Here is a 23612-nt window from a genome sequence, read left to right as displayed (position 1 = left end):
AAATACAAATTCATTGAAAAAAAACAAATTTTTATCACTATTCATAAATACCCAAACAATTAAATTATTAATTTTAAATATCTTTTTTTACAATATTTTTAATTTTACATCATTAAATTTGAAAATAATTTATCAAAATCCTTTTGAAGTTAATTTTTTCTATTTTAATCAATCAAATTTATTAACTTTTTGTATTTTTATAACACAAAATTATTTTATTCCACTTTAATGTGACTAACCATGGAATTAATAAAAAATACTACCGATAGAAAAAAGAAAATCCTCATAGTTGAAGATCAATTTATTGAAGCACATGATTTACAATTAATTCTTGAGAAGGCAGATTATTCAGTAATTGGTATTGCCCGTTCTGTAAAACAGGCACTTGAGTTTATTGAAAATGAAAAACCAGATTTAGTTTTTGTCGATATTTGTTTAAAAGGTATTGAAACAGGCATTGACTTAGCCAAAAAATTGAATGAAAATTTTATAGGTTTCATTTTTCTTTCTGCAAATTCTAATAGATCTATTTTAGAGGAAGCAAAAAAAACACATCCTTATGGGTTTATCGTTAAACCATTTAGAGAACAAGACGTATTAATAACCCTCGAAATTGCCTGTTATAGACACAATCATGGCATTGAATCACAATTACAACAAGAAAATATTTTACGAGAAAATATTGATGCTATAAGTTATTATCCTTTAAAATGGGAACATGCCTTGTTAGAATTAGCAAAAGTATTACAAACCTACATGCCCTTTGACTATATGCAAGTTGGCTTTGTAGAAAATGAATATAACCCAGTAACACTATTTAGAAAAAATTTTGACAATTATGATATTATCGATATTGATAAATTTGCAAAAATAACAGGCAAAAACGTAAAAGAATTGACTGATTTAAAGTCAAATTCTCCAAAGCATGAATTTCCAAAGATTTATAATGGAGATTCTTTCAAGGATATTTTTCAAAATTCTGCTATTAAAAGATTGATTATTAAAACATATGGGATTAAATCATTTATAGCAATTCCAATACGAATTGAAGATGGCGGCATATTCAATTTTTTCTTTTATAATAGATTTGCAGATACTTACACCAAAGATCATTTGGAACTTTTAACCAAACTAGAAACCATCTTAGCCAAGTTTGTAACAACAATGAATACTTCCAAAATTGAAATTCCCAATGATTTAATAAAAAAAAAGATACCCGTAATTATTGAGGAAAATTCCAATGGTTTTTGCAATATGATTGGTAATAGTCAAAAAATGTTGTCCGTTTTTGATTACATAAAAAAAGTAGCACCTTCAGAGACCTCTGTTTTAATCTTAGGAGAAAGTGGAACAGGTAAAGAAAAAGTAGCGCAAAGTATCCATAATTTATCACCTAGAAAAGACAAGCCACTAATAATTATTAATTGTGGAGCTATTCCTGACAATCTTGCTGAATCATTGCTTTTTGGTCATGAAAAAGGAGCTTTCACAGGTGCATTAGACAAGCGTATTGGAAAATTTGAAACTGCAAATGGAGGCACTATTTTTTTGGATGAAATCGGTGAAATGCCTATGGATATTCAAGTCAAATTATTACGAGTTCTTCAAGAAAAAGAAATTGAAAGAATTGGTGGAAGCACTCCAATTAATATTGATGTTCGCATCATTGCAGCAACCAATCGTAATTTAGAAAATGAAGTGGCGTCTGGTCGTTTTAGACTTGATTTATATTACAGACTGCATGTTTTTCCAATTACTGTTCCGTCACTTAAAGAACGTAGAGATGATATTCCTGTCTTGGCTTCTTATTTTATTGAAAAAATTTGCAAAATAGCAGGTACTAAATCACCTGAATTATCCGATGATGCATTAAATTTAATGATGTCTTATGATTGGCCTGGTAATATCAGAGAATTAGAACATGTAATTCAAAGAAGTTTGTTACTTACTGATGGTAACTTAATAAAAGAAATTTTGTTACCAAACTTTTCAAAAAAATCGGAAGAAGATAAAATGCAAGAATTTTTAATAAAAACAATTCACGAAAATGAACGAGACTATATTACGTACATTTTAAAGAAATGCAAGGGAAAAGTTTCTGGAGCTGGCGGTGCTGCAGAAATTTTAAACATTCCTGCTTCTACTTTAAATTCGAAAATGAAAAAACTTGGTATAAAGAACAGCTCTTTTCTATAATTTTTTAAAAAAAATCTATAAAAATACTACACATTCAATTAAATATTAGACATTTTAAATTTTGAAATTAATAATCAAAAAAAAAATTAAAGTTAACACATAAAAAGAGATGCTCATGGACATCCTAACAAAAATCCACGAACATCTTAAACAAGTAAATAACTCAAAATCATCAATTTATTTTTACTAAAAGCGCTTCTATTTCTTTTCTTTTTGATTCATGCTGTGCGGGCAATTTTAACTCTTTACCCAAATTTTCTAAAGTTTCGTCAACTGTGAATCCTGGATTGTCTGTAGCAATTTCAAAAAGTACTCCTCCAGGTTCTCTAAAATATAATGAATGAAAATATTGGCGATCAATTTGCGGTGTAATACCAAATCCTAATTCACTAATAATTTCACGAAAATACATTAAGCTTTCATCATTTTTTACACGAAATGCTACGTGATGGACTGATCCGTTAGCTACATGTCCACGTTTTTCAAACTCTAATTCAACTAAATCCACAATGGCAGCATTTTCTACCGATGACGTTGAATAACGAAATCGATTTGCTTCTTTATCTAATAATCTATAACTAAAAATCTCTGTTAAAATTGCAGACGTAGCTTTAATACTATTTAAAGTTAAAGTAATATTATGAAATCCTTTAAGTGCAACTTCACTTTTTATTTCATTAGTCTCCCATGTTTTTCGGGAATCTAAAGTTTTCGATTCGATAAGTTCTAATTTTAAACCGTCTGGATCTGTAAATGTTAAATATTTTTCGCCAAATTTTTCTGATGGATTACTGAAAATTACATTATGTTCTTCAAAACGTTTAATCCAAAAGTCTAAACTTCCTTTTGGTACTGAATATCCAATTTCGGTAGCCATTCCTGATCCTTTTCTTCCTTGTTGAATGCCTTCTCCCCAAGGGAAAAATGTTAAAATTGTTCCTGCACTTCCAATTTCATCTCCAAAATAAAAATGATACGTTCCTGGATCATCGAAATTAACTGTTTTTTTTATAAATCTTAATCCCAATATTTTTGAATAAAAATTGAAATTTCGCTGTGCATCTCCAGCAATTGCTGTGATATGGTGTATCCCTAAGATAGTGTTTTCCATAATTCTTCTTTAAATTAATTATAAAACAAATTTTTAATCGTTAAAATGCATCAAACATTTTATTAGATTGAGATCTTTTAGTTTTTAAGCTCATTTTTAAAAGCAAATTCAAATTTTGAAGTAGTAAATAATTGTTCGGAATAAATGGTCCAAAAAAACACTGAACAAAAAAAATTGATACAGTTTCTGATATTTCAACATCATTTTATATTTTTCAATTGATCAAAAATTACTAATCTTGAAGCAAACTATTATCCTAAAAATTAAAGCAAAATTGATATAGTTAGCACTCAAATTAATTTTACATTAAAACTAACAATTGCTGCTTTTCGGCTAAAGCTCTTTATTTGATATAAACAGAACAACGGAAATTAAATTCTTAACAACTATTTTTTATTTAAAATAATTTAAAAACCAGAGATAAAAGTCTCTGGTTTTTTTATAACTTAGATTAATGTTTTATCACCGTACGAGCATATTGAATTCCTACGCCATATGCACCTCCATATTTAACTATTAAATCTGTAACTGCTTTATAAGTTGCACTTCTTGACCAATCGCGTTGTAATTCTAATATATATTGTAATGAAGTAATAGGACGTGCTCCTGCTTGAACCATTCTAGTTATAGCCATCTCATGTGCCTCGTTAGAAACATCTCCGCTTGCATCTGTGAGCACATATACTGTATATCCTTCATCAATTGCAGATAAAACTGGACCTACAATACATACACTTGTCCATAAACCACCTATTACAAGTATTTTTTTACCTTTATTTACAACAGATTTGTGAGCGTTAACATCTTCCCAAAAATTCATTGTAGTTCTATCGATGTAATTTGAAGTTGCTTTTGGGTAAAATTCTAAAACTTCTGGAAAAACTGGACCACTAAAAGTTGTTTCTGCTACGGTAGTTACTGTCGTTGGAACATTAAAAATTTTTGTAGTGCCAGCTACCAATGCAACATTGGTTCTCAACTGATCTACACTAATATTTTTAGTAGCAAATGCCATTTGACTTTGATAATCAACCATTACTAAACTATGGTTTGTTGGTGTTAATAAACTTGGACTTGGTTTTTGTGCAAAAGCAACTATTGATTCTAATGCTAAAACTATTATTAATATTAATTTTTTCATGATATTTAATTTTTTAAAATGTTATTGTTTGTAAATTTTTATTTGATATTTAATTTAAATTTAATCCTTGATGATAAAAACAGTTGTTATCTTAATTAAAATTCTATACTTTACCATCATAATTTTAATTGATATTCACTTTAAAATAGTATTATTTATTTTGAACTTTCATTTGTTGCCTGAGCAATAATATCCGCTACTTCTTTAGCATGTGATATATAAACTACATGACTAGATTTAATTTCTGTAACTTTTGCATTAGCCCTTTTCGCCATGAATCTTGCACCCTCAACTGGTAGTGTTTCATCTTCTGTCCCTAAAATATACCAAATTGGCTTTGTTTTCCATGCTGGCTTTCCAATTTTGGCTACAAATGCCGATGCAGCAATAGGAACTTGTGAATCATACAAAAATTTAGCTTTTTCTTTACTTATATCAGCACAAAAACCAGAGTGAAATTTTTCTTTTCCATACCATACAAATCCATCAGCAGATGGTGGTTCAATACCAGAGTTTTTTGCAGGTGGACCAGATTGAAGCAACTGTAATAGAGTTTCTCCTTCATCAGGAACAAAGGCAGCAATATAAACTAGTCCTACAACTTTATCAGAATTTCCAGCTTCTGTAATGATTGCACCTCCATAAGAATGACCTACCAATACTATTGGTCCATCTAGCCTATCAATAGTTCGTTTGGCAGCGGCAATGTCTTCTTCAAATGAAGTATTAGGATTAGCAACAATACTCACATTTAACCCTTTCTTCTTTAAGAGTTTATAAACTCCTTCCCATCCAGATCCATCGGCAAATGCTCCATGAACCAATACAACATTTTTAACTTGCTTTTGAGCAAAAGCAACATTTACCGACATAATTACTAGAAGAACCAGCATGATTGCTTTTGTCATGATTCTTACAATGTTTTTTGTGTGATTTACATTTTTCATTTTTTTTGATGTTAATAGATTATTTCTTTAGTTTATTTAATCATCATTTTTTTGATGCTTACTAAACAAAAAAGACCAAGCTTCATGCCTTTTATTTAAAATGCTAAAAATCAATTACTTAAATTATTTTTATAATTAAAGTTTAGCGATATATCGAGATCGATAAAATTATGTCAACGATATAGAGTAAATAATAATGCGATTATTGACTGATTAAAGTATAATTTTTTTTAAAATTAAAAATGAACTGATAAAATTAAACATAGGAGTATACTCAAATCAAAAAATATCTGAAAACTCTATTGAGCGCACTATTTTTAATATTTTTTTTGCTAAAAACAATACTTAAAAGGTTGTTTTTTTTATTTCAAGTAAAATTTATAATTATATAGATATTTTTCACTAATTTTGTTTAACAAAAAATAATAAATGATGAACAATGTAAAAAATACTTTTAGCATTAAAGATTTAGAAAATCTTTCAGGTATTAAAGCGCATACTATTAGAATATGGGAGAAACGATACAACGTATTAGAACCTATGCGAACAGATACCAACATAAGATTTTACGATTTGAACGCATTGCAAAAGTTACTAAACATAACATTGTTGCATGATTATGGCTATAAGATTTCGAAGATTTCTAAAATGCCAGCTGAAAAAATTCCAGAATTAGTTCGCGATATTGTGTCTAACAAAAGTGCTAAAAATCATGCTATAAGTTCTTTCAAACTTGCCATGATGAATTTTGATCAAAATCTTTTTTTCAAAACTTATGACACTCTGTTATCTGAAAAATCGTTTAGAGAAGTTTTCTTTGAAGTTTTTATTCCGTTAATGGAAGAAATCGGATTTCTTTGGCAAGTAGATACCATAACTCCGGCGCACGAACACTTCATAAGTTATTTAATCAAATTAAAATTACTTGTAAATACCGAAAAAATTCAGAGTAAGGAACCGACTAGAAATGATAAAGTTTTTGTCCTATATTTACCTATGAATGAAATCCATGAATTAGGTTTGATGTATCTAAATTATGAAATTTTAAGTCAAGGTTACAAGACAATTTATCTTGGTGAAAGCGTTCCTACTGATAGCTTGAAAGACATTAAAAAATATTTTGACAACATAGTTTACGTTTGTTATATGACGGTAGAACCAGAAAAAGCAGAAGTTAATGATTATATCAAAAATTTAAAAGAAGAAATTCTAGATGAAAATTCAGAAGTTTGGCTTATCGGTAGAATGACAGAAAATGTTGACCCAAAGAGCGTATCTCACAATGTAAATGTATTTAATTCAATAAATCAATTAGTTGAAAACATATAAATTTTTCCTAAATAGTTTTTATTGTTTAACTTTTTATTATTTTTGTTAAACAATATGAAAAAGAAAATAAAAATAATAGGTTCAGGTTTTTCAGCATTAGCCGCAAGTTGCTATTTAGCTCAAAAAGGCTATGATGTTGATGTGTACGAAAAAAATAGTACCATTGGCGGAAGAGCAAGACAACTTAAAAGAGACGGATTTACATTTGACATTGGTCCAACATGGTATTGGATGCCCGATGTATTCGAACGATTTTTTGGAGATTTTAATAAAAAACCCTCCGATTATTACGATTTAATCAAATTGTCGCCAGCGTATCAAGTATATTTTGGAATAAACGAGTTTGTAACAATCGCAGATAATCTTCCTGAAATCGTAGCCACTTTTGAATCAATTGAAAAAGGAAGTGGAGAAAAACTGACTACTTTCATAAAAGAAGCTCAAAGTAATTATGACATTGCAATAAAAGATTTGGTTTATCGTCCGGGAGTTTCGCCTTTGGAATTAGTAACACTTGAAACCGCAAAGAAAGTTGATCAATTTTTTGGAAATATTTCTAAAGACATTCGTAGAAGATTTAAAAACAAAAAACTAGTTCAGATATTAGAATTTCCTGTCCTTTTCTTAGGTGCAAAACCATCTGATACTCCAACTTTTTATAATTTCATGAATTTTGCGGATTTCGGATTAGGAACTTGGCATCCAAAAAACGGAATGTATTCTGTAATTCTAGCCATGGAAAAATTGGCTAAAGAACTTGGAGTAACAATAAATACCGATTCCAACGTAGAAAAAATAATTGTAGAAAACGGAAAAGCTACTGCAATTGTTATCAATGGAGAAACTTTATCGGCTGATGTGATTTTATCAGGTGCCGATTATCATCATTCTGAAACTTTATTGGATGAAAAATACCGTGCTTACTCTGAAAAATACTGGGAAAGTCGCGTTTTTGCTCCTTCTTCACTCCTATTTTATGTAGGATTTGATAAAAAAATAGAAAATGTAGAACACCATTCGTTGTTTTTTGACGTAGATTTTGATGTTCATGCCAAAGATATTTACGACAATCCAAAATGGCCAGAAGAACCACTATTTTATGCAAGTTTTCCATCTAAAACTGATGAGAACTCTGCACCTGTAGGTAAGGAAGCTGCAATATTTTTGATTCCATTAGCGCCAGGATTGAACGATACAGATGCACTACGCGAAAAATATTTTGAAAAAATTATGATTCGTTTAGAGCAACTTACGCAACAAAGTCTGAAAAATAACATTATCTTTAAACAGTCTTTTTGCGTAAATGATTTTATAAACGATTATAACTCATACAAAGGAAATGCTTATGGAATGGCAAATACGTTATTGCAAACCGCATTTTTAAGGCCAAAATTGAAAAGTAAAAAAGTGAAAAGTCTCTATTTTACTGGACAATTAACAGTTCCCGGACCTGGAGTTCCGCCAGCATTAATTTCTGGTAAACTGGTTGCCGATTTAATACAAAAACACAGCTAAATTTTAAAAGAGTTAATTCTATGAAATCTATTTTTGACACAGTATCTTTTGAATGCAGCAAAAATGTAACTAAATCTTACAGCACATCATTTTCGGCTGCTGTAAAGATGTTAGCGCCTTCAATTCGTCAAGATATTTACAACATCTATGGCTTTGTGCGCTTTGCAGATGAAATTGTAGACACGTTTCACGACTATAATAAAGAAGATTTATTCGATTTGTTCGAAAAAGATTTACAAACTGCTTTACAAAATAAAATCAGTTTGAATCCGATTTTAAATTCTTTTCAGCATACAGTTCACAAATATCAAATTCCAAATTCAATGATAAATGCTTTCATGAAAAGCATGCGTTTGGATTTGGTTAAAACCGAATATAAAACATTTGAAGAATACAACGAATACATTTATGGTTCGGCAGATGTTGTAGGATTGATGTGTTTGAAAGTTTTTGTAAATGGCGATGATACAAAATATAACGAGCTAGAACATTCAGCAATGCGATTGGGTTCTGCTTTTCAAAAGGTGAATTTCCTTAGAGATTTAAAAGCCGATTTTGAAGATTTAAGTCGTACTTATTTTCCGAATACCGATTTATCAAAACTAGATGAAGAATCTAAAAATAAAATCATTCAAGAAATTGAAGCCGATTTCGAAGCTGGTTATCAAGGAATTGTAAACTTGCCATTGGAAGCTAAATTCGGAGTTTATACAGCGTATATTTATTACAAAAAATTGTTATCTAAATTAAAGAAAACACCTTCGGCAGAAATCAAAAATACTCGAATTAGAGTTTCCGATTATCAAAAATATGGCTTATTTGCCAAATGCTATTTTACTTATAAATTAAATATTATTTAAATTTTACACGTTATGTGGATTCATATTCTAGTTTTTATTTTAACTTTCTGCATCATGGAATTCATGGCTTGGTTCACACACAAGTATGTAATGCACGGTTTTTTATGGAGTCTTCATGCCGACCATCATAAAAAAGATCACGACTCATGGTTTGAAAGAAACGATGCTTTTTTTATTTTCTATGCTGTAGTAAGCATCGGATGTTTTTTACTTTGGCAAAACGGAATTCTAGAGATTGGATTATCAATCGGTTTAGGAATTTTCGCTTATGGTTTGGCTTATTTTATTGTTCACGACGTCTTTATTCATCAACGCTTTAAGTTGTTTAGAAATGCCAACAATATCTATGCAAAAGGAGTTCGTCGCGCTCACAAAATGCACCACAAACATATTGGAAAAGGAGATGGAGAATGTTTTGGAATGTTGTTTGTTCCTTTAAAATATTTTAAAAAATAAAAAAATCCCGTTCAACTTGAACGGGTTTTTTACTTTACAACTAACCTCTTATAATTACTTCAATAAACCTTGCAATGGTTTTAATTGCTCCATATCAATATTTGACTTTTGCAAAACCGATAACATTGTCATCACGTCATTAGGATCCATTTGGTCTCCTATAACTCGAACAACGGCAAAACCATTTTCTTTTTTATTGGCATAAAATATAAACTCTTCAATATTATCTTCAGTTCCAACAAAACTAACAGAAGCACCTTCACTTCCTGATCCAAATTTCATTAATTGTTGGTACTTTTCGTCTTTTAGAACGGTATTTAATTTTGCTTTCTCAACTTCATATTCGGCGTTATTTTTTCCGTCTTTTTTGAAAGCAATTATATTCATTTTCTTAAACGATTCTAAAGCACTTTTTTGCTCACCTGTCAAACTCGCTTTATCAACATTTAAAATGGACGGTGAAACATCCAAAGCAATAAAATCTTTTTTCTCCTGATTTTCTACAAAGAACTTTTGCAAACTAGGTTTCGATTCACAGCCAACCAAAATTAAACTTACGGCGATGGCAATATATAGTGCAGTTTTCATCATTTTAGATTAAATTAAATGGCAACTTATTTTTCAAAGTTGCCATTGTTAATTCCTTATTTTTTACCTTTTCCAGCTTTGATTAACTCTTCGCCGCCAGGTAAGTTCATTTTTTCTGTTAAAGCAGATAACTCATCGATATCAAAATTACCAGTTAATGACATTAAAACCGATTCTTCTTTTCCAGAACCTTCAATAAACATTAATAGTTCTTTTACTTGTGAATCTGTTGCTCCCGATTTTACAGAAATTTTTACATTTTTACCTTTATCAGATACACGCATTAACTCTTCTAAACCAGCAGATTTTTGGTATTTTTCGGCAACCGATTTCATTTCGCTTCCTTTTTTTGTATTGGAAGTAACAAATACTTTTAGGTTGTCTAACTTCTTAATTAAGTTGATGTATTGTTGTGATTGCTTGTCTTTGGCATCCACTTTACTCAACATTGTAAACATTTTTTTATTTACAATTACAGTTGTGATATCGTCTTGATTGTCAAATTTATCAAAGACAGATTGTGCAAAAAATGTATTAGATACTAATACTAACGCGATAATTAAAATTACTTTTCTCATGATTTCTATTCGATTTTTGATTTGATTATTTTTTAAAAATTTTATTTTTTGAGTTTTGATACTCATTGATGTAACTCACACTTTCAATGCCAGTATTTAAATGTTCTGATACCAATGCTAATGCTTTTTCTGTTTCGGCTAATGCTTTTTCAGGATCATCATAAGTTCCATAAGCTGTTGCAGTTGATGGAATTTCTTCAATTGTATTCAGATACATAAACGTTCCTACGCCAAGCATAATCACAAACGAAGCAGCAATTGATAACCACACAGCGACATTGCGCTTTTTAGTGTTTAATGGAATCTCAGCTTTAAACTCTTCTGCTTTTGCTTGAGAGAAATAACCAAAAACTGGTTTGTACTGCTGTAAATGCTGCGCAACATCTAATGAAGAAAAATACGTTTTTAATTCGTTTTCTTCGGCAATACTTGTTTCTCCTTCAAAGTATTTGTCTATTAATTTTTCTATTCTATCCAATGCCATAATTATGTGTTTTGGTCATTACTTCTCTAATTGTTTTTCTAGCTCTTGAAAGTGCAACTCTAATTGTTGCTTCGCTCATGTCTAGTATTTTTGCAATATCTTCAAATTCGTATTGCTCTATATCTCGCATTTGAATAATTAATTTTTGCTGTTCGGGCAAATCGTTAATTATTTTTTCAACCCAATTCAAACTATCAACATCCTCAATTTTTTGCTGCAAACTCGCTTGACTATCGGTGTAATTATTATGAACAATCGTCATATTTCCAGCACGTTTCGATTTTAATTGATCTAGACAATAATTTTTTGTCATTGTCATTGCCATCGCCTCTACACTTTTCAATTCGCTTAGCGTTTCATTTCTTGTCCATAATTTCACTAGAACTTCTTGCGTTGCATCTTCTGCTTCTTCTGTGCTTACGAGCAGTCGTTTTGCCAATCTAAAGAGCTTGTCTTTAAAAGGAGAAACTGTTTTTATAAACTCGTTTTGGTTCATTTGGTTGTTGGTTATATAGTAAAGACGAGACACATTTATTTTTGTTACAAGATAACTAAATATTTTTTAATATATTTGATGTTAGCTATGTAAAAGACTCATTTTCAATGAAAAAAATATTTTTTATTCTTCCAATTTTCCTATTGGTAATCGTTACTTTAAGTTGTGAAAAGCAAGATGATTTATCGGTTCCAGAAGATTTAGAAATAAATAATTTCGTTTGGAAAGGTTTAAATTTATATTATCTGTGGCAAGAAGATGTTTCTGATTTATCAGATGATCGATTTGCAAATCAAGATGAATTGAATACTTTTCTATCCAATTCAGATTATTCTAATCCTGTAAATTTGTTCAATCATTTAAGAGTTGATTCATCAATCGATAGATTTTCTGTTATTTATAGTAATTACTCCGTTTTGGAAGGAATTCTAACAGGAAACACATTAAACAATGGAGTTGATTATGGTTTAAGATACAAATCTGGAAGTTCGACTGATATTTTCGGATGGGTTCGATATATTTTACCAAATTCTGATGCTTCCGCAAAAGACATTCAGCGTGGTGATTTATTCTATGCGGTAAACGGAACGCCGTTAACTGCTAGCAATTTCCAATCGTTGCTTTCGGCTACAACTTATACTTTAAATTTAGCCGATTATGATAACGGAAACATTACTCCAAACGGACAATCGGTGACATTAACCAAAACGGCTCTTGCTGAAAATCCTGTATATGCAACCAATGTATTTACACAAAGCGACAAAAAAATTGGCTATATAATGTACAACGGATTTTTTACTGGTTATGAAAATCAATTGAACGCCGCTTTCGCAAATTTTAAAACTGAAAATGTAACCGATTTAATTCTCGATTTACGCTATAATTCTGGTGGATCGATTGCAACAGCAACGCGTTTAGCAAGCATGATTACCGGACAATTTTCGGGACAACTATTTGCAAAAGAACAATGGAATGAAAAATTAGAAAATTATTGGCAAGATAATAATCCAGGACAATTCGTTAATAATTTCACGAACTCCATCGGAAATGGAACTGCTATCAACAGACTAAATTTGACAAAAGTCTACATTTTAACTTCAAGAAGTACCGCATCAGCAAGTGAATTGGTAATCAACGGATTGAAACCTTATATAGATGTAGTCCAAATTGGCGATAGAACTACAGGTAAAAATGTGGGTTCAGTAACTTTATATGACGCACCAAATTTCAAAAAATCGAGCGCACGGAAAACCCACAAATATGCCATGCAACCCATTGTTTTAAAGGTAATTAACGCAGACGGCTTTGGCGATTATCAAACAGGATTGTTAGCTGATTTTCCTTTTTTAGAAGATTATGGAAACATGGGAGAAATTGGAAATTCAAACGAACCAATGATTAGTTATACTTTAGATTTAATATCCAATGGCAATCGAAAGTCGAACCAAAATAAGGTAAAACAATTCGAATACCTTTCCGATTCCAAAGAATTAGAACCTTTACGAAGCGAAATGTATTCGGAAATAAAATAAAAAAATGCCCAAATCTAATTTATAGTTTTGGGCTTTTTTAAAATTCTTAATTAACTAGTTGTTAAAGTAAAAACCCGCTGGAATTACTCCAACAGTATATTGGTGTTCTAAAGTTCCAGTTGAAGAATAGATATATACTTTTCCATTAGAACTGTAATCGGCTGCATCACCTACATAAATTTTATCATTTTCTACTGCAAAACTATAAACACCATAAACTCCTTGGGCAGTTGTTGTAAATAATGGAGTTGTTGGCAAAGTCGTTTCATTTAACCCTTTTGAGAAAATAGCATCGTCAATAGTATAAAAAACTTTATCATCTTCAATTGCCAAATTCGATGGATGTGTTGCTGCTGGAAAACTTATCGTATTTGAAACTGAATTATTTGACAAATTAATTTTCACCAAACTTCCAGCTGTTTCTGTAGGAGCATAACTCGGATTTCCTCCACAAATTACATACAAAGAACCATTTTCTACTTCTAATGAATTTGGCACATCTCCAACATTTATAGTAGTTGAAAGTGTATTTGTAGAACCATTAATTACAGAAATTGTATTTCCGTAACCATATCCACCAGCGTGAGCAACATACAATTTATTATTTTCTTCAACAATACGTTCTGGACCTTCAGCAACTGAAATTGTACTTGAAACTGCATAAGTCGAAAGATTTAAAACAGCAACAAAATCGTCCGAAGTACTTCCGCCATCACCCCAATTGGTTACAAATCCTTTTCCGTTTGAAAAAGCAATATATCTTGGGTTACTTAATCCTGTAGAAATTGTAGCAACATGCGTCATTGTGTAACGATTTACAACTTCAATTTTATTTGAATAATTTAAAACTACAAAAGCCAAATCTTGATATAAACCAATATCTTGAGCCGTATCACCAAGCGTAATAGTTGGATTTACAATCGAAAAAATATCGTTTTGATGAGTCACAAAATCTTCAGATATATAAGAAATTGTTGCATTTCCGTTTCCAAAACCACCTTGATTTAAAATTAAAACGCCATTATCATAACTACCCAAAGGTGTTTCATTATTGTCATCATCGTCGCTACAAGATGTTAAAAAAATCGAGCTTACTAAAGCTACAAATACTAATTTACTGAATTTCATTCTATTAAAAATTAAAGGTTAGATTTATTGTGTAATTTCTTCCTGGCATTGGTCGTGTGCTAACACTTTGATAGTTTTCATTAAAAACATTGAGTACATCAAATCCAAGTTGCAAGAATTTCTTTTTTCCAAATTGATAATCGATTCCAAAATTAGAAACCAAATAATCGTCGAGTGTGTAAAAATTATCCGAAGAAGTAAAAACTTCACCATTGTATAAATACTGATAATGCGCCGACAATTTATTAAATGAATACGCCAAAGCAGCTGTGAATTTATGATACGGTACATAAATTAATTGCTTCTTTTTTTGTTCATCTTCAGATATTGTGTAGGCATAAGTTGTAGTAAAATCAAATTGATTTTTACCTATTTTTTTGTTGTAATTCAATAGAATTTCGGCGCCATAAGTTGTAACTTTCGCAACATTATTAGGCGTCCAATTGCCTCCTGAACTTGGTGACCAACGTAACAAATCCTGAATTTTTATGTAATAATTGGTAAGTGAAAAAGTGGTGTTTTTAAATTTAAATTCTTGTCCGATTTCAACTTGATACGAACTTTCTGGTTTTAAATTCAAGTTACCACTTCCTTGATAATACAAATCGTTAAACGTTGGAATTCTGTAATTTCTTGAAGCGTTTATCTTTAAATTATAAAATGAAAATGCCGAAAAATTGGTTCCAACAGAAAACAAAACCGGACTTTTATAATTATCGGTTATTTCTTTTCGAACCGTTATTTCGTATAAAAATTTAGTGAAAAGTCTGTGTTTCAGCAATAAAATTCCAGAACCAATTTGTCTTTTATTTTCGCCAATATCACTTCCAAAACCTTTGGTTTGAGTAAAATCTACAACCGAATTCAACTCTAATTTTGAATTTACTTTATACAATAAATCATATTTTGCAGTAAAAGTTTCGGCTTTGGCATCACTAAAAATTGAAGTCGCAGCATTTTCGAAATATTTATATTTTTCAGATAAAAAAGCTACTTTTACCTTTGATGTAAATTGATTATAGCTTCCAATCCATTCTAATAAATTTCTGATATTCAAGTCGTTGTACTTACTTTTAGAAGGCGCAGCAAGTGTTCCCGAAAAATGGCGCTCACCATCAAATAAATAACTATACAATTTCAAAATATTTTTAGAATCCAATTTATAACCCAAATTCACATTGAAACTGGTGTTATAAAATTGTCCATTTTCGTTTTTTTTATCAGAATCTAAATAGTCATAATCGTTATCGGAAGAATTTCTAGAAATGCTAATTTGCGAACTAAATTTAGCAGATGCCAATTGCATTTTATAATTTACACCAAGCGTATTGAAACTACCATAGTTACTTTGAATTGTATTATCAAATTTATTTCTAAAGCTTAAATCGTTGTTCAAATGAATACTTCCACCAATCGCACTACTTCCATAAACAGTACTTCCGCCACCAGCACGAATCGAAATCGAATTAAAATCTTTGGCAGAAATAGTATTGAAATCAGTTTGACCGTTAAGTTGTGAATTGATGTTTATTCCGTTCCAAATAACCGCAGTTTGTTGCGCAGTTGTTCCTCTAAATGACGCTGACGAAACCATTCCGAGTCCGTTTTCTTTAAAATAAATTACTGAATTGTAGTTTAATAAAGTGGTTAACGAAGTTCGATTTTTAGAAAGTATTGAATCTGGAAGTTTTACAACCGACTGCGAATTGGAGAATTTTTTAAGCTGAAGATCTGAAATTAAAACATCGTCTAAAATGGTAATAGAATCTTGTTGCGCACAAATAGCTTGGCACAGAAACAAAACTGCAAATAAAAACTGCTTTCTTAAAGTCATAATTTCAGAATCTTTTTTCCCGAAGATTCGATATTTGTTATAAAAAAGGCAGGTCTCCTGGCTTGCGTCTTGTTGTTTACCTTCTCATTCCGATGTATCGGAACAATGGTTTTGTAGTTAACAACAAGCTTGATAGCTTACAGTTGCGGGTACAGCTTTGGTTTTTATCCAAATTCCCTTTTAATGTGATTTTAATGATTCTAAATCACAACCTTATTTCGGATGCAAAGATAGATTTTAAAACTCATTTGGCAAATTAATAGCAATTAAAAAAAATTAGTAACTTTACGCAACCGTTAAACAACTCTTTATGAAAAAAGTAGTACTACTTTTATTGTTTTTCAATTTTAGTTTTGGTCAGTCTTGTCCGCCAATGATGGACATAAGGTTAGTAAATGCTACCATTGGATTACCTGTAAGCTCCACACAATCAAATGATGCAGGTTTAAATACAATTTTAAGTAATTATGGAGTACAAAATTATGAAGTGTATATAATTCATCCGTATCCAGGCTACTCTCAAAGAACAGTAAGAATTGCAGGCACCTATTCTCCAGCATTAATTACTGACTTGACAAATTATTCAAGTGTTATTCAATTTGCAAGAATATCAGATGATTGCTCCTATACTGATGCAGTACAACTGAAATTATCGAATATTAATCTCGGTTCGCCAATAGGTGAAAGTAGTGGAATAATAACTACCAATGATGCGGGTTTGAACGCTATTTTTCAAAATCATAATGTATTTTATTATTCACAAACTTATCCTTCGGCATCAATTGGTAATGATCTTTTAAAATATTACGACGTAGTTTGTAACTGCGATAAAAATCTTCTTAAAACCGCGCTTGATACTTATACAACCGTTGTTCAATCTACACAAAATATTGTTGGAGGAATTGCGCTTTCCAATACACCATTTGAAAATACTAAAACAATTATTTCTCCGAATCCATTTACAAACAATTTCAATATTCAAACAGAAGAATTAATTTCAAACTACTTGCTATTTGATGCCACAGGAAAACAACTGATTAATACAACTTCCAAAGAAAAACTTGATATTTTATCTTCGCATTTGCATCAAGGAATTTATGTTTTAGCTGTTACGTTTGAAAATGGTCAAAATGCAAATTATAAATTGGTGAAGCAATAATTTATTTATTATCTTTCTTTTTGGACAATTTAATTATTAGCCAAATGAATCCTACAATAAAGTGAAGCAGAATAATACCTGCAACGACATACATAAAAGTGTTAGAATTATCTCTCATGATTTTTCTTTTATCAAATTTACAACCAATTAAGATCTGATTTTGTATCAAATGTAACACAATGACAAATTTGTAAAAACATTATTTTACTTTTGCCAAAAAAAAGAATGCTTCGTAATTTACAAATCTGTTTATCGTTAACCCTATTTTTTCTTTTTGTAAAATGCAAACAAGAAACCAAAATTACCAACGAAATTTCTTCTGAAAACACAGTTAAATATGCCAAAGGTTTTTCTATTGAAAACTATGAAGGTTATACAATTATCACTGTAAAAAATCCGTGGCCAAAAGCTTCTAAAACGTATCAATATCTTTTAATAGAAAAGGATGGAATTGTTCCTGATAGCTTAAATTCATTACTAAAAATTAATGTTCCTATTAAAAATATTGTCGTTACTTCTACTACACACATTCCATCTTTAGAAATGCTGAAAGAAGAAAATTCTTTAGTTGGTTTTCCAAATTTAGATTACATTTCTTCGGATAAAGTTCGAACTTTAATTGATGCTAAAAAGATAAAGGAACTTGGCGGAAATCAATCGTTAAATACCGAAGTTTTAATCGATTTACAACCTGAAGTTATTATTGGATACGGACTTGACAACAACAATCCAACATTAGATAATTTGCAAAAAAGCGGTTTAAAAGTGATGCTAAACGGCGATTGGAACGAAGAAACTCCTCTAGGAAAAGCCGAATGGATTAAATTTTTTGGGGCATTATATGGCAAACAAAAAGAAGCAAACGAAATCTTCGATAAAATTGAAAAAGACTTTTTAAAAACAATTGAAATTGCTAAAATGGCAACTTCAAAACCTACAATTTTAGCAGGAGATATGTTCGAAGATAAATGGTATTTACCAAAAGGTACAAGTTGGGGTTCGCAACTTTTAGTTCATGCTCAAGGCGATTACTTATGGAAAGAAACCAATGGAACAGGAAGTTTATCATTATCTTTTGAAACGGTTTTAGAAAAAGCAAAAGAGGCCGATTTCTGGATCACATCTGGGCAATTCTCTTCGTTAAAACAAATGACTGATGCTAATCCGCATTATGAACAATTCATGGCGTTTCAAAATAAAAATGTATATTCATTTACAAGAAAAAAAGGGAAAACTGGTGGCGTTTTGTATTATGAATTGGCTCCGAATCGTCCTGATTTAGTATTGAAAGATTTGGTTAAAATTTTGCACCCAGAATTACTTGTTGGTTATGAACCATTCTTTTTTGAGAAGTTGAAATAAAACACAATCTTTGTCCTGCTGAATTTATTTCAGCATCTTACAATTAAATTTTAGAATCTGAAACAAGTTCAGATTGACATATAAACATATAAATGTTCCAAAACCGAAATACTTTTCTATTCACATTCTTACTACTTTTATTAGTGGTATCATTGCTATTGAATATTTCGTTTGGACAAGTTGCGATTCCGTTAAAAGAAGTTTTTAAAAGTTTGTTGGGTTCAAATGCAAGCAAAGAAACTTGGGAATACATCATCATCAATTTTAGATTACCAAAAGCAATTACTGCCATTTTAGTTGGCATCGGATTATCAATTTCTGGATTATTGATGCAAACCTTATTTAGAAATCCACTTGCCGGACCTTATGTTTTGGGTTTGAGTTCGGGTTCGAGTTTAGGAGTTGCTTTTGTGATTTTAGGAGCAGGAGTTTTACCAAATTTTCTCTCTGAAATGTTACTTTCGTCTTTCGGAATAATTATAGCATCTTGCTTAGGAAGTTTATTCGTTTTACTATTGGTTTTATTGGTTTCTAACAAATTACGAGACACTATGTCGGTACTAATTGTCGGATTGATGTTTAGCAGTTTTGCTGGCGCAATCGTATCGGTTTTAACCTATTTTAGTACGGCAGAACAATTACAAAAATTTACTTTTTGGAGTTTAGGAAGTATCGGAAATCTATCTTGGAACAATATTATTTTCTTATCAAATGCTGTTTTAATCGTACTAATATTGAGTTTGTTTTCTATTAAATCGTTAGATGCTTTGCTTTTAGGAGAAAATTACGCTCGTAGTTTAGGTTTGAATATTAAAAAATCAAGATTGATTATCATATTCGCAACCAGTATTTTAGCAGGAAGTATTACTGCTTTTGCAGGACCAATTGCTTTTGTTGGATTGGCAGTTCCGCATTTGGCAAAACTACTTTTTCAGACTAGCAATCATAAAATATTATTTTTTGGAACGATATTAATTGGAGCCATAATCATGTTATTTTGTGACATGGTTTCACAAATGCCAGGAATGGATTTTACGCTTCCAATAAATGCGATAACATCAATTGTTGGTGCGCCAGTTGTGATTTGGTTGTTGCTTAGTAAAAAAAGAATGATTTAATTTGATACAAATGGAAGACAAAAAAAACATTCTTACAACTTCAAATTTAAGCATTGGTTACAAAACTAAAAATGCCGAAAATACCATCGCCAAAAACTTAAACATCAATTTATCTGAAGGCAAACTTATCAGTTTAGTTGGTGCCAACGGAATTGGAAAATCGACACTTTTAAGAACTTTAACTGGAATTCAGAAACCACTTTCTGGAACTGTTTTTTTGAATAACAAAGACATTCAAACTTTTGATTCGGTTGCATTGGCACAAAATTTAAGTGTGGTTTTAACCGAAAGATTGCCTTCAAGTAATTTGACAATTTTCGAGTTAATCGCTTTAGGAAGACAACCTTACACCAATTGGATTGGAAAATTATCTAACGACGATTTAGAGAAAATAAACAGCGCCATTGAACTGACTCAAATCGATCATTTATCAGATAAAAAACATTACGAAATAAGCGACGGACAACTTCAAAAAGTACTAATTGCAAGAGCTTTGGCACAAGATACGCCTTTAATTATACTGGATGAACCAACAACTCATTTGGATTTATTACACAAAGTTTCGGTTTTTAAACTGCTGAAAAAACTATCCAAAGAAACTAATAAATGTATTTTATTTTCGACACATGATATCGATTTGGCAATTCAATTATCTGATGAAATGATTGTCATGACCGAAACCACATTTGAACAAGATGAACCGTGCAACTTGATTTCAAAAGGCGTTTTTGATACACTATTCAAAAATGAAAACATTTATTTTGATCCTGAAAAAGGAAAGTTCATTGTTACAAATTAATTTTTCCCTTTCAATAAGTTAATACTCACAGTTGCATAATCGGCATCTGGAAAACGTTTGAATATTTTTTCATCTGGAAACAATCCGGCTTCAGCAGCAATTTTATTAAAAACGGCAATTTCAACTATATATTGATCTGAAAAACCGTGTGTTGCATCGTAAGCTGTTGCAGCAGATTTTCCAATATTTGACGATGTTAAAGTTGGTGAAATAGTATGCAATTCAATTAATAACAATCCGAATTTTGAAACATAAGGCGACCACTTTTGTAAATGTTCTAGTAAATTTTGTTCTACCAAATTATTGCTAATTCTAACGCCACGATGCGCAAAAGCTCCAGTTGAAGTACTTATTCTATTAGGAGTTTCATTTTTTGGAGTTTCCCAAATTCGATTATGATCTAAAAAAGTACGCACATTTAATAAATCTTTCAAATCGATATTATAATTTTCCATCAAGTCGCTACTCAACAAATCGGGTCTTCCGATATCGCCAAAAATAACTTTTGCCCAAATATCAGCTTTTATTAAATTGGCACGCGTCACTTTTAAAGCCGCTTGATTATAATCGGCACCAACTAAAAATAACGGATAATCGTCGAGCATTTTTCCGCGTAAAGTTTGCCTGTCGATAACCTCGAAAATGTGTTGTAAAAAAGCACCGTTACCGCAACCCATATCTAAAATTCCTTTGGGTTGTTGCTCAATTGGCAGGTTAAATAATTCAATTAAAATTTCGTCAACTACTTTAAAATAGGTATCGTGCGCACCACCACTTCCCCAAACATTCATTTCTCTATCTACGTGAATTTCGTCTGCACCATTATCTAGTAATCGTAAAATTGCTGGATTTCCAAACATTAATTCTTCAATTTTAGCAAATGTTGGTAAATAGGAAACCGTAACTCCATAAGCCGAAGCACGTTTGGCGAAAAATAAACCCTCTTCTGTGAACTGATAGTTGCCGTTTTTTTCATTAAACCAACCTAAAAACACAAAGAAATCTAGAATTTTAGTAAATAATTCTGGTGATTTATGGTATTCTTCGGCGCGGAAAGAACTTTCCATAAAATATTTGTGAAACATTCCGTTCATTCCTAATCGAACCAATGTAGGTCCAACCAAATAACCTTCAACATGTTTAATGATTTGGTATTGAATTGCTGCAATTTCTAAATCATCAGAAAAAGTAATTCCGTAGTTATTTTTATATTTTTCGAAAATTAAATTCAGACGATTAAAAGGTTCTTCTTCAAATAGACGCGGATGAAACTGACTTGAAAAATGCAACAAATCGACAACTTCATCGTACAAATAAAACAATGAAAAAGCGGTTTTAGATTTACTATTTACCGCGAATTTTATTTCTTGAGTTTCATTATTTACATGATAATCTAAAAAACCTTGAGAGCACAAAACCCGGAGACCAACATTTAGATAACCTTCATTGCAACGAAATTGCAAAACCAATCTTTCAAGAGTAACTTCTTGATTTTGAAGAATAAAATCTAGAATTCCTTTTTTAGATAATGCTACTGCAACTGGCGCGGTTGCCAATCCGTCAAGGTGTTTAAAAATGGTGCTTCGAAGTTGGTTTTTATCCATCATATTTTGAAATTTAGAAATTCTAGTCTTTCAAATATAAGGATTTTTTTTTGGAACTTAAAGGTTAGAATCGTTAACAAAAACATATTTAATTATGACGGATTACTTTTTTCGAACCGAACTCGGTACACCTGAAGAAGGTTTTCGAGTTTATCAAATTTAATATCTAAGTTATCAATAGAAATTTTCTCACTATTATAAGAAAGATAATTTGTAGAATGTTTACCATGAGATTCATTGAAAACTCTATCGTTGTAAACCTGATTCCATGCTGTTAAACTTGAATTTTTTAATTTAATTCCTTCATTATTAATAATAATTTGTGGCGATTTATCCAAATATTTTTTGAAGCACGAATAAAAACTATAAATTCCAATTAGAGGTAAAATCATCCAATAAAATCCAGAAGAATCAGTCCAATAAAAAAAAAGACCAGAACCAATCATAAATACTCCAATTATAAATTCAATAACCATAGTAGTTTTTGAAAAGTAAATAGCTGTTTCTTTCGGAACGCTAATATCGTCATGATAAACATCCTTTTCTAAGAATTTTTTTTCTAAATGTTTGAGTTTTTGCTTTTGCTCATAACAAACTATTTCAGTTTTGTTAAACCAACTATCATCATTCCAGATCAACCTTTGTTCAATGGCTTTTCTTTTTAGTTCATGTACGTTTCTTACATTTTCAAATGCCCAAACTTTCCATTCAACAACAAAATAACTCCATGCCAACCAACTTAGTAAAAAACCAACAATACCCGAAATCCCGATTGCCCAACCACTATATAGTTCAACTGAATTTAGATAAAATCCGACACCAAATGATAACAACATAAGAAGTAGTGGAATATAAATTAACTTTATTTTTCCTTTATTTAATGCTTGCTGAACGGTAACATTTTCTCTCATAACTACTTTAAATTAATCTGTCTTTTAGCTTCTCCAACTACAAAAGCAACAGAATTGGCAATGTTAAAACTACGAATTAATTTCGACATTGGAATCGTTAAATGATTTTCGAAAAGGGATAATACTTCTTGACTTAAACCTACGCTTTCTTTTCCAAAAACCAGCCAATCGCCATCTTGAAACTCATTTTCATAAATAGATTTTGTAGCATGCGAACTCATCAAGAAAACTCTTGATTTATCTGGAATTTGAGTCATCCATTCGGCAACATTTTGATATTCGGTAACGTCAAGATATACCCAATAATCAAGCCCAGAACGTTTCAAGTTTTTATCATTAATTACAAATCCAAACGGATGAATTAAGTGCAAACGACTTTCGGTTCCAACGCACAAACGACCTATGTTTCCTGTATTGTTTGGGATTTCTGGTTCTACTAAAACTATGTTTAACATGGGATTAAC

22 protein-coding genes and 1 riboswitch are annotated in these 23612 nt (G+C 30.8%); of the genes, 10 read left to right on the top strand and 12 right to left on the bottom strand.

The features are described 5' to 3' along the window. The first annotated feature begins 240 nt into the window (after positions 1-240). Complete coding sequence (locus LG45_RS02660) at positions 241-2196, top strand: sigma 54-interacting response regulator (protein WP_035124132.1); 1956 nt, start codon at positions 241-243, stop codon at positions 2194-2196. Between the two features lie 172 nt (positions 2197-2368). Here the strand turns inward: LG45_RS02660 and LG45_RS02655 are convergent, their stop codons facing one another. From LG45_RS02655 to LG45_RS02645, 3 genes are all read right to left on the bottom strand, one after another. Continuing rightward, entirely contained in the window at positions 2369-3307 is a 939-nt protein-coding gene (locus tag LG45_RS02655) for a ring-cleaving dioxygenase (protein ID WP_035124130.1), read from the bottom strand. Positions 3308-3758: 451 nt separating this feature from the next. Further along, positions 3759-4448 carry an isochorismatase family protein gene (locus LG45_RS02650; RefSeq protein ID WP_035124128.1) on the bottom strand — a complete coding sequence of 230 codons (690 nt, stop codon included), beginning with the start codon at positions 4446-4448 and terminating at the stop codon, positions 3759-3761. A gap of 155 nt (positions 4449-4603) precedes the next feature. Then, the gene (locus LG45_RS02645) at positions 4604-5356 is read right to left on the bottom strand and encodes an alpha/beta hydrolase (protein ID WP_089046938.1); all 753 of its coding nucleotides are present in this window, start codon (positions 5354-5356) and stop codon (positions 4604-4606) included. Positions 5357-5827: 471 nt separating this feature from the next. Between LG45_RS02645 and LG45_RS02640 the strand changes: the two genes are divergently transcribed. From LG45_RS02640 to LG45_RS02625, 4 genes are read left to right on the top strand one after another with little or no spacing between them, the layout of a single operon-like run. After that, positions 5828-6724 carry a MerR family transcriptional regulator gene (locus tag LG45_RS02640; protein ID WP_035124287.1) on the top strand — a complete coding sequence of 299 codons (897 nt, stop codon included), beginning with the start codon at positions 5828-5830 and terminating at the stop codon, positions 6722-6724. Between the two features lie 54 nt (positions 6725-6778). Beyond that, positions 6779-8239, top strand: coding sequence for a phytoene desaturase family protein (locus LG45_RS02635; protein ID WP_035124125.1), 1461 nt, complete (start codon positions 6779-6781; stop codon positions 8237-8239). Positions 8240-8259: 20 nt separating this feature from the next. Continuing rightward, positions 8260-9099 carry a phytoene/squalene synthase family protein gene (locus tag LG45_RS02630; RefSeq protein ID WP_035124119.1) on the top strand — a complete coding sequence of 280 codons (840 nt, stop codon included), beginning with the start codon at positions 8260-8262 and terminating at the stop codon, positions 9097-9099. 12 nt (positions 9100-9111) lie between these two features. Continuing rightward, positions 9112-9555, top strand: a complete 444-nt coding sequence (locus tag LG45_RS02625) for a sterol desaturase family protein (RefSeq protein WP_035124116.1) — start codon at positions 9112-9114, stop codon at positions 9553-9555. A gap of 54 nt (positions 9556-9609) precedes the next feature. On the opposite strand, the gene LG45_RS02620 is transcribed toward LG45_RS02625, so the two are convergent. From LG45_RS02620 to LG45_RS02605, 4 genes are read right to left on the bottom strand one after another with little or no spacing between them, the layout of a single operon-like run. Next, positions 9610-10143: a DUF4252 domain-containing protein gene (locus LG45_RS02620; RefSeq protein WP_035124286.1), complete on the bottom strand. Its 534-nt coding sequence runs from the start codon at positions 10141-10143 to the stop codon at positions 9610-9612. A gap of 56 nt (positions 10144-10199) precedes the next feature. After that, entirely contained in the window at positions 10200-10721 is a 522-nt protein-coding gene (locus LG45_RS02615; protein ID WP_035124285.1) for a DUF4252 domain-containing protein, read from the bottom strand. 25 nt (positions 10722-10746) lie between these two features. Next, complete coding sequence (locus LG45_RS02610; protein ID WP_035124114.1) at positions 10747-11205, bottom strand: glutathione S-transferase family protein; 459 nt, start codon at positions 11203-11205, stop codon at positions 10747-10749. Beyond that, on the bottom strand, positions 11192-11701 hold the full coding sequence (locus tag LG45_RS02605; RefSeq protein ID WP_035124111.1) for an RNA polymerase sigma factor: 510 nt from the start codon (positions 11699-11701) through the stop codon (positions 11192-11194). Before LG45_RS02605 ends, LG45_RS02610 begins: the two co-directional genes overlap by 14 nt. A gap of 107 nt (positions 11702-11808) precedes the next feature. Here LG45_RS02605 and LG45_RS02600 point away from each other — a divergent pair, with 107 nt between their 5' ends. After that, positions 11809-13233, top strand: a complete 1425-nt coding sequence (locus LG45_RS02600) for a S41 family peptidase (RefSeq protein ID WP_035124109.1) — start codon at positions 11809-11811, stop codon at positions 13231-13233. Between the two features lie 54 nt (positions 13234-13287). On the opposite strand, the gene LG45_RS02595 is transcribed toward LG45_RS02600, so the two are convergent. Next, positions 13288-14361, bottom strand: a complete 1074-nt coding sequence (locus tag LG45_RS02595) for a YncE family protein (protein WP_035124108.1) — start codon at positions 14359-14361, stop codon at positions 13288-13290. 4 nt (positions 14362-14365) lie between these two features. Next, positions 14366-16195 (bottom strand): TonB-dependent receptor plug domain-containing protein, encoded by a 1830-nt coding sequence (locus tag LG45_RS02590; protein ID WP_035124106.1) that lies wholly within the window; start codon positions 16193-16195, stop codon positions 14366-14368. Between the two features lie 30 nt (positions 16196-16225). Then, a riboswitch (cobalamin riboswitch) is annotated at positions 16226-16426 on the bottom strand. A 79-nt stretch (positions 16427-16505) separates the two neighbouring features. Here LG45_RS02590 and LG45_RS02585 point away from each other — a divergent pair. The 4 genes from LG45_RS02585 (at position 16506) to LG45_RS02570 (ending at position 20633) form a co-directional block, all read left to right on the top strand. Further along, a complete protein-coding gene (locus LG45_RS02585) occupies positions 16506-17354 on the top strand; it encodes a T9SS type A sorting domain-containing protein (RefSeq protein WP_035124104.1) in 849 nt (282 codons plus the stop codon). A gap of 225 nt (positions 17355-17579) precedes the next feature. Next, entirely contained in the window at positions 17580-18716 is a 1137-nt protein-coding gene (locus tag LG45_RS02580; RefSeq protein WP_035124284.1) for an ABC transporter substrate-binding protein, read from the top strand. A 92-nt stretch (positions 18717-18808) separates the two neighbouring features. After that, positions 18809-19834 carry an iron ABC transporter permease gene (locus LG45_RS02575; protein WP_035124102.1) on the top strand — a complete coding sequence of 342 codons (1026 nt, stop codon included), beginning with the start codon at positions 18809-18811 and terminating at the stop codon, positions 19832-19834. A 10-nt stretch (positions 19835-19844) separates the two neighbouring features. Then, the gene (locus LG45_RS02570; RefSeq protein ID WP_035124100.1) at positions 19845-20633 is read left to right on the top strand and encodes an ABC transporter ATP-binding protein; all 789 of its coding nucleotides are present in this window, start codon (positions 19845-19847) and stop codon (positions 20631-20633) included. Here LG45_RS02570 and LG45_RS02565 read toward each other — a convergent pair. The 3 genes from LG45_RS02565 to LG45_RS02555 all read right to left on the bottom strand — a co-directional run bounded on the left by LG45_RS02565 (position 20630) and on the right by LG45_RS02555 (position 23603). Then, positions 20630-22240 carry a class I SAM-dependent methyltransferase gene (locus LG45_RS02565; protein ID WP_035124098.1) on the bottom strand — a complete coding sequence of 537 codons (1611 nt, stop codon included), beginning with the start codon at positions 22238-22240 and terminating at the stop codon, positions 20630-20632. The two genes, LG45_RS02570 and LG45_RS02565, sit on opposite strands and share 4 nt — an antisense overlap. Positions 22241-22329: 89 nt before the next feature. Next, a complete protein-coding gene (locus tag LG45_RS02560; RefSeq protein WP_035124096.1) occupies positions 22330-23148 on the bottom strand; it encodes a hypothetical protein in 819 nt (272 codons plus the stop codon). Between the two features lie 2 nt (positions 23149-23150). After that, on the bottom strand, positions 23151-23603 hold the full coding sequence (locus tag LG45_RS02555; protein WP_035124094.1) for a tRNA (cytidine(34)-2'-O)-methyltransferase: 453 nt from the start codon (positions 23601-23603) through the stop codon (positions 23151-23153). Between the last annotated feature and the right edge of the window lie 9 nt (positions 23604-23612).

Origin of the sequence: Flavobacterium aquatile LMG 4008 = ATCC 11947, assembly GCF_000757385.1 — a bacterium.
GTDB classification, from domain to species: Bacteria; Bacteroidota; Bacteroidia; order Flavobacteriales; family Flavobacteriaceae; genus Flavobacterium; species Flavobacterium aquatile.
The sequence above is the reverse complement of the archived record's forward strand: the minus strand, read 5'-3'. Positions and strand labels throughout refer to the sequence as shown.

Excerpts from the sequence above, each read along its gene's own strand:
- LG45_RS02645 (WP_089046938.1), bottom strand. The coding sequence starts at position 5,356 with ATGACAAAAGCAATCATGCTGGTTCTTCTAGTAATTATGTCGGTAAAT.
- LG45_RS02630 (WP_035124119.1), top strand. The coding sequence starts at position 8,260 with ATGAAATCTATTTTTGACACAGTATCTTTTGAATGCAGCAAAAATGTA.
- LG45_RS02570 (WP_035124100.1), top strand. The coding sequence starts at position 19,845 with ATGGAAGACAAAAAAAACATTCTTACAACTTCAAATTTAAGCATTGGT.
- LG45_RS02650 (WP_035124128.1), bottom strand. The coding sequence starts at position 4,448 with ATGAAAAAATTAATATTAATAATAGTTTTAGCATTAGAATCAATAGTT.
- LG45_RS02660 (WP_035124132.1), top strand. The coding sequence starts at position 241 with ATGGAATTAATAAAAAATACTACCGATAGAAAAAAGAAAATCCTCATA.
- LG45_RS02610 (WP_035124114.1), bottom strand. The coding sequence starts at position 11,205 with ATGGCATTGGATAGAATAGAAAAATTAATAGACAAATACTTTGAAGGA.
- LG45_RS02555 (WP_035124094.1), bottom strand. The coding sequence starts at position 23,603 with ATGTTAAACATAGTTTTAGTAGAACCAGAAATCCCAAACAATACAGGA.
- LG45_RS02605 (WP_035124111.1), bottom strand. The coding sequence starts at position 11,701 with ATGAACCAAAACGAGTTTATAAAAACAGTTTCTCCTTTTAAAGACAAG.
- LG45_RS02580 (WP_035124284.1), top strand. The coding sequence starts at position 17,580 with ATGCTTCGTAATTTACAAATCTGTTTATCGTTAACCCTATTTTTTCTT.
- LG45_RS02585 (WP_035124104.1), top strand. The coding sequence starts at position 16,506 with ATGAAAAAAGTAGTACTACTTTTATTGTTTTTCAATTTTAGTTTTGGT.
- LG45_RS02595 (WP_035124108.1), bottom strand. The coding sequence starts at position 14,361 with ATGAAATTCAGTAAATTAGTATTTGTAGCTTTAGTAAGCTCGATTTTT.
- LG45_RS02655 (WP_035124130.1), bottom strand. The coding sequence starts at position 3,307 with ATGGAAAACACTATCTTAGGGATACACCATATCACAGCAATTGCTGGA.
- LG45_RS02560 (WP_035124096.1), bottom strand. The coding sequence starts at position 23,148 with ATGAGAGAAAATGTTACCGTTCAGCAAGCATTAAATAAAGGAAAAATA.
- LG45_RS02575 (WP_035124102.1), top strand. The coding sequence starts at position 18,809 with ATGTTCCAAAACCGAAATACTTTTCTATTCACATTCTTACTACTTTTA.
- LG45_RS02635 (WP_035124125.1), top strand. The coding sequence starts at position 6,779 with ATGAAAAAGAAAATAAAAATAATAGGTTCAGGTTTTTCAGCATTAGCC.
- LG45_RS02600 (WP_035124109.1), top strand. The coding sequence starts at position 11,809 with ATGAAAAAAATATTTTTTATTCTTCCAATTTTCCTATTGGTAATCGTT.
- LG45_RS02640 (WP_035124287.1), top strand. The coding sequence starts at position 5,828 with ATGAACAATGTAAAAAATACTTTTAGCATTAAAGATTTAGAAAATCTT.
- LG45_RS02615 (WP_035124285.1), bottom strand. The coding sequence starts at position 10,721 with ATGAGAAAAGTAATTTTAATTATCGCGTTAGTATTAGTATCTAATACA.
- LG45_RS02565 (WP_035124098.1), bottom strand. The coding sequence starts at position 22,240 with ATGATGGATAAAAACCAACTTCGAAGCACCATTTTTAAACACCTTGAC.
- LG45_RS02625 (WP_035124116.1), top strand. The coding sequence starts at position 9,112 with ATGTGGATTCATATTCTAGTTTTTATTTTAACTTTCTGCATCATGGAA.
- LG45_RS02590 (WP_035124106.1), bottom strand. The coding sequence starts at position 16,195 with ATGACTTTAAGAAAGCAGTTTTTATTTGCAGTTTTGTTTCTGTGCCAA.
- LG45_RS02620 (WP_035124286.1), bottom strand. The coding sequence starts at position 10,143 with ATGAAAACTGCACTATATATTGCCATCGCCGTAAGTTTAATTTTGGTT.